Genomic DNA, 11637 nt, shown 5'->3' with positions numbered 1-11637 from the left:
CGGCATTCAAGAAGGGGGCTTAGCAGAGCCCTGCATCATACCACAGCGCGCGGCAGGGCTTGACTCTTGGGCGTTATCAGAAAAGAATGGCTGCCGCATGGATAACCCAAATAAATAAATGACTACGGGCAGACTTTATATCATTTCCGCGCCGTCCGGAGCCGGCAAAACCAGCTTGGTCAAACAACTGTTTGCCGAATTGGACGGTTTGACGGTGTCGGTCTCGCATACCACGCGGCCGATGCGCAGCGGCGAACGCCACGGCAGCGATTACTTTTTCGTTTCGGTCGGCGAATTCAAAGCCATGATCGAAAACCAGGCGTTTCTGGAGCACGCGCAAGTGTTCGACAACTTTTACGGCACTGCGCAGCAGACCGTGCAAGACAATCTGGCGTCGGGCCTGGATGTGATTCTGGAAATCGACTGGCAAGGCGCGCAACAAGTGCGGCGCATGGTTCCGGCCAGCCAATCGATCTTCATTTTGCCGCCGTCGATCGAAGTACTGCGCCAACGCCTGCAAAACCGCGGCCAGGACGATGCCGAAGTCATCGCCCGGCGCATGCGCGACGCGGTGACCGAAATGAGCCACTATCCCGAGTTCGATTATCTGGTCGTCAACGACGATTTCGAACTGGCTCTGAGTCAGTTGAAAAGCATCATCGTCGCCAACCGTTTGCGCCAAGACGTCCAGCAACAAAATCTGGTCGGGTTATTACAGGACTTACTCAACTAAAACCTATTACATAGCACACACCATGAAAAACATTTCGTTGAAACGGGCTTTTGCCCTCGCTCTGCTTCCTGTTTTGTTGCTGTTGTCGGCATGCTCGGACGATAAATCCGGTGCCGAAGCCCCGAAAACCGCCAAGTCCGCTGCCGTGAAGAAATCCGTGCACCGCGACGATACCGGCGAAGCCTCCGGTTCGGAAAAACGCCTGTTCGAAAAGGAGTTCTCGGCCAAATGCGTCGAGCGCGAATTGAAAAATTCGACCAACAAGGACGTCGACGAACCGCGCTTTAAAGAAACTTGCGACTGCATCGCCGAACATATCAAAAAAGACCTGTCGGAAATCGATGCCGAAAAATACATCGAAGACCACGAAGATACCCAGACCCTGGGCATCAAATTCGATGCCGCCGCGTATTTCTGCTTGCAAAACAAACCGCAGCCGAAAGGTCCGCATTTGTTCGGCAAACCGTCGGATAATTCCGCCAACTAACGGCAAACGGGCCGCGGCTGCGTCCGGCAACACCGCCGGCGCCGGCGGCCCGATTCGACCCTGCTGCCGTTGGCGGCCATGGCCGGTCGCCGACCGCGGAACCCCGGCGGTATTTCAGCTTCCGCCGACCCAAAAATATTCCCGCCAGCCTTGCGCTTTAGGCTCGATCAACCCCAACCGGATTGCACAGACCATGACACTATCCAGCGAACTTTTTTCCCAAGCCCAACAAGTCATTCCCGGCGGCGTCAATTCGCCGGTACGTGCCTTCAAGGGCGTCGGCGGTACGCCGGTGTATTTCGACCGCGCCCAGGGCGCCTACGTCTGGGACAGCGAAGGCAAGCGCTACATCGACTACGTCGGCTCCTGGGGGCCGATGATCTTGGGCCACGCCCATCCGGCAGTGATAGACGCAGTCAAGCACAGCGCCGAAAAAGGCCTCAGCTTCGGCGCGCCGACCGAAATCGAAACCGTCATGGCGCAAAAGGTCTGCGAACTGCTGCCGTCGATCGATATGGTGCGCATGGTCAGTTCCGGCACCGAAGCCACGATGAGCGCGCTGCGGCTGGCGCGCGGCTACACCGGCCGCGACAAGATCGTCAAATTCGAGGGTTGCTACCATGGCCACTCCGACTCGCTGCTGGTCAAAGCCGGTTCCGGCGCACTGACGCTGGGCGTACCCAGTTCGCCGGGCGTGCCCACCGCGCTGGCCGCCGACACCATCACGCTGGCCTATAACGACAACGACGCGGTCAGACAAACCTTCGCCGAACTCGGCGAACAAATCGCCTGCATCATCGTCGAACCGGTGGCCGGCAATATGAACTGCGTCCCGCCCGAGCCGGGCTTTTTAGAAGCGCTGCGCGCGGTGTGCGACCAATACGGCAGCGTGTTGATTTTCGACGAAGTGATGACCGGCTTCCGCGTCGGCTTGCAGGGCGCCCAAGGCCGCTACGGCATCAAGCCGGACCTGACCACGCTGGGCAAAATCATCGGCGGCGGCCTGCCGGTGGGTGCCTTCGGCGGCAGCCGCAGGATCATGGAACATCTGGCCCCGCTCGGCCCGGTTTACCAGGCCGGTACCCTGTCCGGCTGCCCGGTGGCGATGGCGGCCGGCCTGAAAACCCTGGAATTGATTGCGGCACCCGGCTTTTACGACGATTTGTCCGCCAAAACCGCAATACTGCTGCAAGGCCTGCAGGCCGCAGCCGACCATGCCGGCATCCCGTTCGCCACCAACCAGGTCGGCGGCATGTTCGGCCTGTTTTTCAGCGAAGAAAAATCCATCAGCCGCTTCGCTCAAGTGATGGCTTGCGACGTCGAACGCTTCAAACGCTTCTTTCATGCGATGCTGGATCAAGGCGTGTATCTGGCGCCGTCGGCGTTCGAAGCCGGCTTCGTTTCCGCCGCCCATAGCGATGAGGATTTGCAGGCCACAATCGAGGCGGCTGCCGCGGCGTTTAAGGCTTAGGGCTCGGAACGGGTTGCTCTGCGTGCGTTTATCCGACACAGGCCGGAGCGGCGGCGAATAGGCAAAGTAGGAAAACTGCCGGCGGGGATTCGCAACTGCTGGCTTGCAACTGGGGTTATGATTGGGCCGGCCCGCGACCGCGGGCTGCTCCAGAGTGAATCGCCGCCGAACCGGCCGGCCGGCGGGATTTAAGTCTCGGCAGGCGGCCGGATTAGAGCGCTTCTTGATCGGAAGCCGATTTTTGCACTTTAGGCTCTTGAATGGCCGTGGATTTGAAATCGATCACCGGTTTCATCGTCACGCGGGCCTTGCCGTGTAAGGTGCAAAAATCGTCGGTGTCGCTGACGCGGTTGCAATGAGGGCATTTCTTCAACATATATTTTCTCCGTTAAGTCTAAATCTTCGAGGCTACTCAGCTTGATCTGGGGCCGGCCCGCTGACATGGAGGCGTCAGACCGGTTTTTCAATAGCGCGCCGATATTTTGCCGCACAATTCCGCCGCGAGTATTACGGTTTAACCCGGCATTGCGCAAGGCGCGGGCCTAGCACCGGCCGAAAGGCAGCCAAATATTTGTGCGCTCGTTCAAATTTCGGCCAAAAAAATCGCGGGCAATCACGACTTTCGAAGCCGCCTTGGGCCGCCGCCCGGCAAATTAGAACATGACATTTTGCCGACTCCGGCCAATACTTGTGGCGTTTGCGCAATCAATCCGGGGTGGAGACATGAGTTTTGTCGAGATTTACTTCAACAGCTCGCTGCAAGACGTGGTCGAGATCGGCGATCAGGCCTGCAGCATCGGCCGGGCCAGTTACAACCAGGTGCATATCGGCAACAAAGGCGTGTCGCTGGTGCATGCGGCGATTTCCCGCCAAGGCGGCGAATGGTGGTTGGAGGATATGAACAGCACCAACGGCACTTATTTGAACGGCGCCAAGATCGCCGGCCGGCAAAAGCTGCGTTTCGGCGACGTGATTACCGTCGGCAAACACGATTTGAAATTCGTCGACCAACCCACCTCATCGGCCGGCAGTTCCGCCCACGCCGGGCAAGCGGCCGATTTCGACCGGACGCTGCTGGTCAACCCGGCGGCCGGTTCCGGGCCGGGCGCAGCGGCGGCACGGACCGGCAACCATGCCTTGCTGATACACGGCGAAGCCCGCAACATCAATAAATTGTTGCTGAACAAGGATTACTACACGATCGGCAAGGGCGTACAGTGCAACGTGCGGGTGGGCGGCTGGTTTACCCCGAAACTGATCGCCGAAATCATCCGCCTCGGCGACCATTACTATCTAACCCCGGTCGTCAACAAGCATATCCGCCTGAACGGGCGCGAAGTCGGCCATCAGGTCCGCTTGAGTAACGACGACAATATTTTGGTGAAAAAAGTGCTGCTGAAATTCGTCGAGCAATAGCACGGCATCACTGGCAGATCAAAACCACCGAGATATTGTCTTTGCCGCCGGCGGCATTGGCGGCATCAATCAGAGCCTGAGTTTTGGCTGCCAGATTGGCCGGAGCGAGGCCGGACAAGATGGCGGCGATTTCGGCTTCCTCCAGCATGCCGGTCAAACCGTCGGAACACATCAGAAAACCGTCGCCGGGCGCGATTTCGACCTGTTGCATTTCCGGGTCTATCGCCGGATTGGGGCCGATGGCCTGGTACAACTGGTTTGCCGGCGGTTGCCTGCCGATTTGGCCGCCGTCGCGCCACTGCCGGTACAGCGAATGGTCTGCGGTCAAGGCCTGCAACGCCTCGCCGCGCCAGCGGTACAAACGGCTGTCGCCAACGTGGAATATCTGCATCTGCGCAATGCCGGGCAGCAGCCGGCAACCGACCAAGGTGGTGCCGCTGCCGGTGCCGTCTACCGCCCCGTGCTCTCGGTTGCTCAGGTAAAGCGCGCGGTTGGCTTCGCGGACAATGTCGGCCAGTACATAGAGTTGCCGCGCAAGCTGGCCGTTGTCGGCCTGGCGCTGGCCTTTGTTGCGCCAGCGTCCCAGCCAAGCCGACCAACCGCCGGTCGCGGCGGCCGGTAAATGCCGCCCAACCAAACGCTCGACTTCGGTGACGGTGCGTTGGCTGGCGACATCGCCCAGGCCGTGGCCGCCCATGCCGTCGGCCAGCAAACAGAGGCCGATTTCAGCGTTGAGCAACATAGCGTCCTCGTTGATTTCGCGCACTCGGCCCGGATCGCTGGCGCCATGAACGAAATAACGGTTGAAAATGCGTACGGCCGGCATGGCAATATCCTTGGGCTAGGGAAAGGTAGCGGAGTCCGGTATCGAAAAGTGGCCGTAAGCGGCCGAATTGTCAAGGCCGGTACGCCGAAATGCCGACCGCTATGGCGCAAGCCGCACAAAAAAACCGCCCGTAGGCGGTTTCGACGTTTGGCGTATCGCGGCGGGTTTACGCTTTACGTCGCTGCAAGCCCAGCAGTCCGGCCAAGGCCGAGCCGAGCAGCCATGCCGCCGCCGGTAGCGGCACCGGCGCCGCGATGTCGGCGTTGTCCAGCGTGAAATGGAAACCGGCGCCGAGATATTCCTCGCCGCCGCTGGCAACGAACTCCAGCGAATCGATGCCGGCAAAATTCAGAGAGAACAACTGTGCGGCGTCGGTGTTGACCAGCAATTGCTGTTGGTACAACAGATTGCCGTCGCGATAGCCGTTAGCGGTAATCTGCATGCCCCAGCGCGAAGCGGCAGCGAAATATCCGCTGCGGAAATCGAACAGGCTGTTCGACCAAATGCCGGCCGGACCGCCGTCGGCATTGAATGCCGAATAGTCGGCCGAGACGACACCGTTGTAAAAGCCGGAATCGAAATTCGCGACCTGGCCCAGTTGCGGGTTCTGCACCCAGAAGTTGGTCCAGTTCAAACCGGCGTAGCCGTCGGCGATGGCGGCTTCCGCATCGGCGGTAACGTCGTCGAAATGCAAAACGCCGGCATCGGCCCGGCCGAGTTGCAGCATGGATAAAGCGAAACAAACAAATGCGAGGTATGGTTTTTTCATGGCCGTATCGGATAAAAGCGATTGAAGAATGGAAGCGGCGAACTGCCCGCCGCGCCGCGGACGGTGCGGTTACGGGCAGTCGGGCCGGCGATTAGCGAGTCGGGGAGAATTTATTCACCACCAGTTTGCCGCCGGACATCACCATGTCGGGGTATTCCAGCAATTTGAAGCGTTCCAGCGCATTGCCCTTAACCGCGATCAAATCCGCCGGCGCATTCGCGGATAGCGTGCCGAGTCCGGGAATGCCGGTTGCCAGACGCGCGGCAGCGGCCGAGGTAGCCGAGCGCAGTACGTTCAATACGTCGCCGAAATCGATAGAATCGCCGCTGCCCATGTGCAACATCAGATGCAATTCTTCGCCGTTGATGCCCCACGGCACGTTATCGTGGGCGATTTCCGAACCGTAAACCATTGGAAAGGCCAAGCCCTCGCCGGCATGTTCCTGGTAAACGTGGCCCACCACGTGGGCATTTTGGTATAGGCCATCGCCGCACGAGGCCAAGGTGTCGATCGTAGTCATGAATTCCATGCCGTCGTGTACCGCGGAGTGCAACAAATTGGCGTCGAGCGCCGCGCAAGGCATATGAGCCAGCATGTCGACGCCGGCGGCGTAGGCGATCTCGAAGCCGCGGTTTTCGCCGACGTGAGCCAGCACGCGTTTGCCCTGGTTATGGGCTTCGCTGACGATCCAAGCGACTTGCTGCTGAGACAATATCGGCCATGGCGCAGCCGGCACTTCGCCGTGGCCGTGCGACATCATCCACGGCGCACCGGCCTCGCCGCCCGGTTCCAGCGCGATCTTGATCGCGGAGGCGCCGCCGGCCGCCAGATTCTGTACGACGGCCCTGACCTGGCTTTCCGTGGCGTTGGCGGCAATGGCCAGGCCGACTTTATCGTAACCGCCGCCGGTATCGTCCGGCGTGAACACATTCAACGGATAGCCGCCCTGAGCTTGCAGAATCGGCCCGGTGCTGAGCAGGCGCAGGCTGCCGTTACCGCCTTGCGGCGGCAGCAACGGCCCGCCGGTATCCTGCACGGTGGTAATGCCGTGTTCCAGGATTTTGTCTTTGCTGACGTTCTGAAAGGTGACGTGGGCGTGCGATTCGATAAAGCCCGGCATGATGGTCGCGTCGCCCAGATTGTAACGGGTTGCGCATTGGCCGCTCAGGCTGGCGTAATCGCCGACGGCTTTCACTTTGTCGCCGACCACCAGCACGCTTTTATTGAATTGCACTTCGTTGCCGTCGAACAGCCGGTCGGCGCTGATCAATTTGCAGGATACCGGGGTGGTGGCAGTAGCGGCGTAGCCCGGGCCTGAGGCGGCCAATACGGCCAAAGCCAGGGTATTGAAAGTAAACGATCTCTGGGTGCGTGGCATAAGGAGTCCTTGTCGATTGGGTTTTAGTTATGTCCGGAGTAGACGCCGGCGGGTCCCGCCGGATGCCGCCTGGCGCTAATCGCAATAAAATCATGGCGTTACTAGGCGATTTCCGCTGGGTGGGCCGCTGGCTATCTTATCGGTTTAACTTGGCGCGGTTTTATGCGGAACGGAGCCTTTGTTATGGCAAACGGATTTATTTGCCGAATGCGTCCGGGCTCGGTTGACAGTCCCCGGTTATCGGCTATTTGGCGGCCTGCGGGCATAGGAATGGCATTAGCGGGATACGGCCGCAACTACCTGAGTTTCGGCCGGGTTGGCGGACAGCCGAAAAAAAAATGCTGGGTTGTCGATTTGGAGGTATGCCGTTCGACTAGGCGGCGTACCTTTTAATTTTCACCTCACCGGAGCACCGCGATGAATACACCCGTCAAACCGATCCCCGAAGGCTACCAAAGCGTCACCCCTTATCTGACCGTCGACGACGCGACGGCCGCATTGGCGTTTTACCGACAGGCGTTCGGCGCCATCGAAACCATGCGCCTGCTTATGCCGGGCGGCAAAATCGGCCACGCCGAATTCACGATCGGCGTATCGCATTTCATGATTTCCGACGCATACCCGAATGCCGGCTCGGCGTCGCCTAGCAAACTGGGCGGCACGCCGGTGAAACTGCACATGTACCTGAACGACGTCGATACCGGCTTCGCTCAAGCCGTCGCGGCCGGCGCTACGCCGGTGATGGAACCAGCCGACCAATTCTGGGGCGACCGGATGGGCGTCGTTAGCGACCCGTTCGGCCACCAATGGATGTTGGCGACCCATATTGCCGATGTCGACGGCAGCGAATTTCAAGCGAAGATGGATGCGCTGCTCGCCGCCGGCGGCGACTGCGCGTGACGCGGCGATGGCAAAAATCACGCCGTTTCTGTGGTTTAACGACCAGGCCGAACAAGCCATGAATTTCTACCTGTCGGTATTCGAAGACGGCAAAGTGCTGAACCTCAGCCGTTACCCGGCCGGAGCGCCGCTGCCGGAAGGCACGCTGATGACGGCCGGGTTTGTGCTGAACGGCCAGGAGTTCGTCGCGTTGAACGGCGGCCCGGCATTCGGTTTCAATCAGGCAATATCGTTTGTCGTCAACTGCGATACCCAGGACGAAGTGGACTACTACTGGGACAAACTGTCCGAGGGTGGCCGACCGAACCAATGCGGCTGGCTGGCCGACCGCTTCCGCGTGCCTTGGCAAGTCGTACCGACCGCCCTGGGCCGCCTGCTCGGCGACCCCTATCCGGCCAAGGCCGCGAGAGCGATGCAAGCGATGCTGCCAATGGCCAAGATCGACATCGCCGCACTGGAACGAGCCGCCGCCGCGGCCTGACATTATTTTTAGGAGACACCCAATGGCTGTATTCAATCCGCAACTCGACCTGGTATTCGAACGCAGCGTCGACCTGCCCAAAGCGCAAATCTGGCAGGCCTGGACCGTGCCGAAACACCTGATGCCGTGGTTTTGCCCGCTGCCGTGGCAGACCGTAGTCTGCGAAATCGACTTGAGACCCGGCGGCGCCTTTCTGACCACGATGCGTTCGCCGGAAGGCGCCGAATTTCCCAATGTCGGCTGCTACCTGGAAATCGTCGAAAACCGGCGCCTGGTCTGGACCAACGCGCTATTACCGGGCTTTCGGCCCAAGCAGTTCGGTTCCGCTGATGCGGCGCCTTGCGGCGGGTTTGCGATGACCGGCATCATCGAACTGAGCGAGCACCCGCAAGGCACCTGGTATCGAGCCACCGTACTGCACGCCGACCCGGCCGGCCGCGAGCAACACGCGGCGATGGGCTTCGAGGCTGGCTGGGGCAAGGCGCTGGAACAAATGCTGGCTTATCTGCAAGGCCGGGAGACGCCGTTATGAAATACCTGTTGCTGATCTATTTCCAAGAACAAAACCTGGCCGAAGCCGAACGCCAAGCCTGTTACGACGAATCGCGGCAACTGGCACAGGATTTGGCGGCGAAAGGCCAATTCGTCGCCGCCAGCCCGCTGCAACCTACCGCGCTGGCGACCAGCGTGCGAGTGCGGGACGGTAAGCGTCTGGTCACGGACGGCCCGTTCGCAGAAACCCGCGAACAACTCGGCGGCTATTACCTGATCGACGTTCCCGACCTGGACCAAGCCTTGGCCGCCGCGGAACGCATCCCGATGGCGCGCAAGGGTACCGTCGAAGTCCGGCCGTTGATCGAATTGGAGGGTTTGCCGCAATGAATCGGGCCGGCCTCGATGCCTTACGCGCGGAATTGGGGCTGGGACTGTGTCCTGCTGAGCGTTTCAGGCCCGACAGTCTCCGAGCTGCCGATGCTGGATTGGCGGATATAGCGAAGATCGGCAATTTGCCAACTTGAGCGGCATCCAGCTCAGCCGCAATACACCTCGTCCTGTTCGATCAGAAACAAGACCCAGGAAAATTGGCCGGTGCTGATCTTGCTGCCGCAATAACCGCACTCGCCGCTTTGGCCCATGTTGTCGGCCGGTGCGCCGCAACTGGGGCATTGGCTCAGGCTGTAGGGCTTGTCATGGCGTTGGGCGCCGCTGCGGCGGACGAAGGTCCAGTATTCGGAAAAGCGCCTGAGCGATGTTTTCGAGCCGCCGACGATCTTGCCGCCAGCGTCTTCGGTGTAGTCGTTGCAGGCGGCGAAAATGCGTACCGTGATGGCCTCGTAAAATTTATCGCTGTCGATTTTTGCCAGCACGATTTGCTCGACGCGCAGATTATCCAGACGGTTGAACCAGCCGCGTTCGACGTACATTTTCTGCCAAAAGGCATTGGTTTCGTAAAGCCGGTCCGATAACAGATGCCGCGCCGCCTGCCAGTCGCGCCGGCTCCAGTGGCCGTATATCGCCGCGAAATAATTGCGCACCACGTCGTTCTCGAACGGCGCCCAGAATTGCTGCCACTCGGCGATGCCGTAGCGCTGCTGCCAGCGGTTCATCTGTTCGATCAAATCCGCTTGCTTGACCGTGACGGCTTGGGTGCCCTGTTCTTCGGCGTAAGCCGCCAGCCCTTCCACCGCCGGCACGGCGCGGGTACTGACCACGACGCGTTTGCCCAAACACCATTGTGCGCCGCCTTTTTGCACGCTGGCACCGCAATAACCGCAGACGCCGGCGTCGGTGAAATGCGCCGGTCCGCCGCATTGGGGACAGCTCACGCTTTGCATTTTTTCCGGCTCCGCCGACAGCAAGCCTTTGCGCCGGTAAAATTGCCAGCGCTCGACCACGGCATAACGCGAACGCCGGCCCTGCAAATCCAGCGTGTAATTGGCGTCGATTTCTACGGTGATGGTATCGCTATCGCTGCCGGACGTGCCGACCTCCAACCAGCGCAGGCTATTGACGACGATTTCGCTGACGGTCCAGGGCTGCGAACGTTCGAAATGCCCTTGCAACTCGGTGCTCAAGAACGGCGACAGGTAGCTGAATTCGGGCTTGGTGGAATATTCGTAGAACTTGCAGTACAGCGAATGAGCAAAATCCAAAAACACCACGGCGGAGAAGTTGGCGTCTAACTGTTTCAAAGCCGCGATTTGTTCGGTAATGCTTTGCTGGCGTTGCGCGCGGTATTGGGCCGGTGGTGCCGTCACGACGCTGCGTGCGCCGGCCTGACTGCGGATCACGATGATAATGATCGCGACGATGACGATGAACAGGATCAAAGCTTCTAAAGACGACATCGGGTGGGCGCTGCCCGACGCGCCGCTCGAGCTGTCGTGCGTGCTCCAACTGGAGCCGGAATGGGAAAAACTCGAACTCGACGAGCTATGCGAACTGTGGGAACTGCTGGAGTGGCCGCCGCCGGGCCGGGCCGGCAAAGGTTGGGAAACGGCCAGGCCGGCCAGCGCCAGGATCAAGAGCAGCTTTTTCATAAGTCGATATCCAGCCGGTCCGGCAGTTCGTTGATGTCGCCGTCTTGCACCGGCAAGTAGCGGGCGAATGCCGCGGCCGTTTTTTCCAGCGCCCGCAGCAGGCTTTGTTCCGGTTGGCTGTCGCCGAATATGCCGTCGAACTCGCTTTGCAACTCCTGCCATACCTCCTGCGGCACCGCCAACTGCAAACCGCGGTCGGCCAGCAGAAACACCCGCCGTTCCAGCAACGAGCAATACACCAGGAAGCCGGTTTTGTCCTTGGTATGCTGAATCCCGCCTTTTTGGAAAATGGCCCTGGCCATGATTTCGACGCACTTGTCGCGCACTGGCCGGCGCACGCTGCAGCGCTTGGCCGCCGGCAGCGAGCCGCAGCCGGCGGCCGCGGCAAACGCCAGTAGCGGCGCGTAATAAATCAACCAGTTTTCGAAATAAACCGGCGCGTACATCATTACGGTGAAACTCAACCAAGCCGCCGCCAAGCCCCACAGCAACGGTACCGAGTTATAGTCGGCGGAGCGGGCGCGAAATACCACCACCGCTTCGGCCTGCGAGCCGTTTTCCAAGTTTTGGATCGCGTCCCACAACCGGCTTTGGTAGGCCGGCGCCAAATACTGTTTCATAGGCTTGTTCCAGCTT

14 protein-coding genes are annotated in these 11637 nt (G+C 60.0%); 8 read left to right on the top strand and 6 right to left on the bottom strand.

Features of this window, described 5'->3' with window-relative positions:
• The first annotated feature begins 118 nt into the window (after positions 1-118).
• The 3 genes from gmk (at position 119) to hemL (ending at position 2691) form a co-directional block, all read left to right on the top strand.
• Positions 119-733: a guanylate kinase gene (gmk, locus tag MKFW12EY_RS21890; protein WP_054763485.1), complete on the top strand. Its 615-nt coding sequence runs from the start codon at positions 119-121 to the stop codon at positions 731-733.
• A 22-nt stretch (positions 734-755) separates the two neighbouring features.
• On the top strand, positions 756-1220 hold the full coding sequence (locus tag MKFW12EY_RS21885) for a hypothetical protein (protein WP_054763484.1): 465 nt from the start codon (positions 756-758) through the stop codon (positions 1218-1220).
• 193 nt (positions 1221-1413) lie between these two features.
• Positions 1414-2691: a glutamate-1-semialdehyde 2,1-aminomutase gene (gene hemL, locus MKFW12EY_RS21880; RefSeq protein WP_221053776.1), complete on the top strand. Its 1278-nt coding sequence runs from the start codon at positions 1414-1416 to the stop codon at positions 2689-2691.
• Between the two features lie 211 nt (positions 2692-2902).
• Here hemL and MKFW12EY_RS21875 read toward each other — a convergent pair whose 3' ends face one another.
• Complete coding sequence (locus tag MKFW12EY_RS21875; protein WP_157198268.1) at positions 2903-3067, bottom strand: hypothetical protein; 165 nt, start codon at positions 3065-3067, stop codon at positions 2903-2905.
• A gap of 347 nt (positions 3068-3414) precedes the next feature.
• Here MKFW12EY_RS21875 and MKFW12EY_RS21870 point away from each other — a divergent pair, with 347 nt between their 5' ends.
• Entirely contained in the window at positions 3415-4107 is a 693-nt protein-coding gene (locus MKFW12EY_RS21870; RefSeq protein WP_221053775.1) for an FHA domain-containing protein, read from the top strand.
• Between the two features lie 7 nt (positions 4108-4114).
• Here MKFW12EY_RS21870 and MKFW12EY_RS21865 read toward each other — a convergent pair whose 3' ends face one another.
• The 3 genes from MKFW12EY_RS21865 to MKFW12EY_RS21855 form a co-directional block, all read right to left on the bottom strand.
• Positions 4115-4933, bottom strand: coding sequence for a PP2C family protein-serine/threonine phosphatase (locus MKFW12EY_RS21865; RefSeq protein ID WP_221053774.1), 819 nt, complete (start codon positions 4931-4933; stop codon positions 4115-4117).
• Positions 4934-5099: 166 nt separating this feature from the next.
• The gene (locus MKFW12EY_RS21860; protein WP_221053773.1) at positions 5100-5702 is read right to left on the bottom strand and encodes a hypothetical protein; all 603 of its coding nucleotides are present in this window, start codon (positions 5700-5702) and stop codon (positions 5100-5102) included.
• A 91-nt stretch (positions 5703-5793) separates the two neighbouring features.
• Positions 5794-7080, bottom strand: coding sequence for an amidohydrolase family protein (locus MKFW12EY_RS21855; protein ID WP_221053772.1), 1287 nt, complete (start codon positions 7078-7080; stop codon positions 5794-5796).
• A 417-nt stretch (positions 7081-7497) separates the two neighbouring features.
• On the opposite strand from MKFW12EY_RS21855, the gene MKFW12EY_RS21850 reads away from it, so the two are divergent.
• Genes MKFW12EY_RS21850 through MKFW12EY_RS21835 form a run of 4 tightly spaced genes read left to right on the top strand, consistent with a single transcriptional unit; the run spans position 7498 to position 9343 of the window.
• Positions 7498-7980 (top strand): VOC family protein, encoded by a 483-nt coding sequence (locus MKFW12EY_RS21850; protein WP_054763265.1) that lies wholly within the window; start codon positions 7498-7500, stop codon positions 7978-7980.
• 7 nt (positions 7981-7987) lie between these two features.
• On the top strand, positions 7988-8461 hold the full coding sequence (locus tag MKFW12EY_RS21845) for a VOC family protein (RefSeq protein WP_221053771.1): 474 nt from the start codon (positions 7988-7990) through the stop codon (positions 8459-8461).
• Positions 8462-8483: 22 nt separating this feature from the next.
• Positions 8484-8993, top strand: coding sequence for an SRPBCC family protein (locus MKFW12EY_RS21840; RefSeq protein ID WP_054763274.1), 510 nt, complete (start codon positions 8484-8486; stop codon positions 8991-8993).
• A complete protein-coding gene (locus MKFW12EY_RS21835) occupies positions 8990-9343 on the top strand; it encodes a YciI family protein (protein ID WP_221053770.1) in 354 nt (117 codons plus the stop codon). The genes MKFW12EY_RS21840 and MKFW12EY_RS21835 overlap by 4 nt, the downstream gene beginning before the upstream one ends.
• 149 nt (positions 9344-9492) lie before the next feature.
• Here MKFW12EY_RS21835 and MKFW12EY_RS21830 read toward each other — a convergent pair whose 3' ends face one another.
• Positions 9493-11001, bottom strand: a complete 1509-nt coding sequence (locus tag MKFW12EY_RS21830; protein ID WP_221053769.1) for a TIM44-like domain-containing protein — start codon at positions 10999-11001, stop codon at positions 9493-9495.
• A complete protein-coding gene (locus MKFW12EY_RS21825) occupies positions 10998-11621 on the bottom strand; it encodes a TPM domain-containing protein (protein WP_221053768.1) in 624 nt (207 codons plus the stop codon). Before MKFW12EY_RS21825 ends, MKFW12EY_RS21830 begins: the two co-directional genes overlap by 4 nt.
• Positions 11622-11637: the final 16 nt, after the last annotated feature.

The organism is Methylomonas koyamae (assembly GCF_019669905.1).
In the GTDB taxonomy this organism is placed as follows: Bacteria; Pseudomonadota; Gammaproteobacteria; order Methylococcales; family Methylomonadaceae; genus Methylomonas; species Methylomonas koyamae.
The sequence above is the reverse complement of the archived record's forward strand: the minus strand, read 5'-3'. Positions and strand labels throughout refer to the sequence as shown.

Excerpts from the sequence above, each read along its gene's own strand:
- gmk (WP_054763485.1), top strand. The coding sequence starts at position 119 with ATGACTACGGGCAGACTTTATATCATTTCCGCGCCGTCCGGAGCCGGC.
- MKFW12EY_RS21885 (WP_054763484.1), top strand. The coding sequence starts at position 756 with ATGAAAAACATTTCGTTGAAACGGGCTTTTGCCCTCGCTCTGCTTCCT.
- hemL (WP_221053776.1), top strand. The coding sequence starts at position 1,414 with ATGACACTATCCAGCGAACTTTTTTCCCAAGCCCAACAAGTCATTCCC.
- MKFW12EY_RS21875 (WP_157198268.1), bottom strand. The coding sequence starts at position 3,067 with ATGTTGAAGAAATGCCCTCATTGCAACCGCGTCAGCGACACCGACGAT.
- MKFW12EY_RS21870 (WP_221053775.1), top strand. The coding sequence starts at position 3,415 with ATGAGTTTTGTCGAGATTTACTTCAACAGCTCGCTGCAAGACGTGGTC.
- MKFW12EY_RS21865 (WP_221053774.1), bottom strand. The coding sequence starts at position 4,933 with ATGCCGGCCGTACGCATTTTCAACCGTTATTTCGTTCATGGCGCCAGC.
- MKFW12EY_RS21860 (WP_221053773.1), bottom strand. The coding sequence starts at position 5,702 with ATGAAAAAACCATACCTCGCATTTGTTTGTTTCGCTTTATCCATGCTG.
- MKFW12EY_RS21855 (WP_221053772.1), bottom strand. The coding sequence starts at position 7,080 with ATGCCACGCACCCAGAGATCGTTTACTTTCAATACCCTGGCTTTGGCC.
- MKFW12EY_RS21850 (WP_054763265.1), top strand. The coding sequence starts at position 7,498 with ATGAATACACCCGTCAAACCGATCCCCGAAGGCTACCAAAGCGTCACC.
- MKFW12EY_RS21845 (WP_221053771.1), top strand. The coding sequence starts at position 7,988 with ATGGCAAAAATCACGCCGTTTCTGTGGTTTAACGACCAGGCCGAACAA.
- MKFW12EY_RS21840 (WP_054763274.1), top strand. The coding sequence starts at position 8,484 with ATGGCTGTATTCAATCCGCAACTCGACCTGGTATTCGAACGCAGCGTC.
- MKFW12EY_RS21835 (WP_221053770.1), top strand. The coding sequence starts at position 8,990 with ATGAAATACCTGTTGCTGATCTATTTCCAAGAACAAAACCTGGCCGAA.
- MKFW12EY_RS21830 (WP_221053769.1), bottom strand. The coding sequence starts at position 11,001 with ATGAAAAAGCTGCTCTTGATCCTGGCGCTGGCCGGCCTGGCCGTTTCC.
- MKFW12EY_RS21825 (WP_221053768.1), bottom strand. The coding sequence starts at position 11,621 with ATGAAACAGTATTTGGCGCCGGCCTACCAAAGCCGGTTGTGGGACGCG.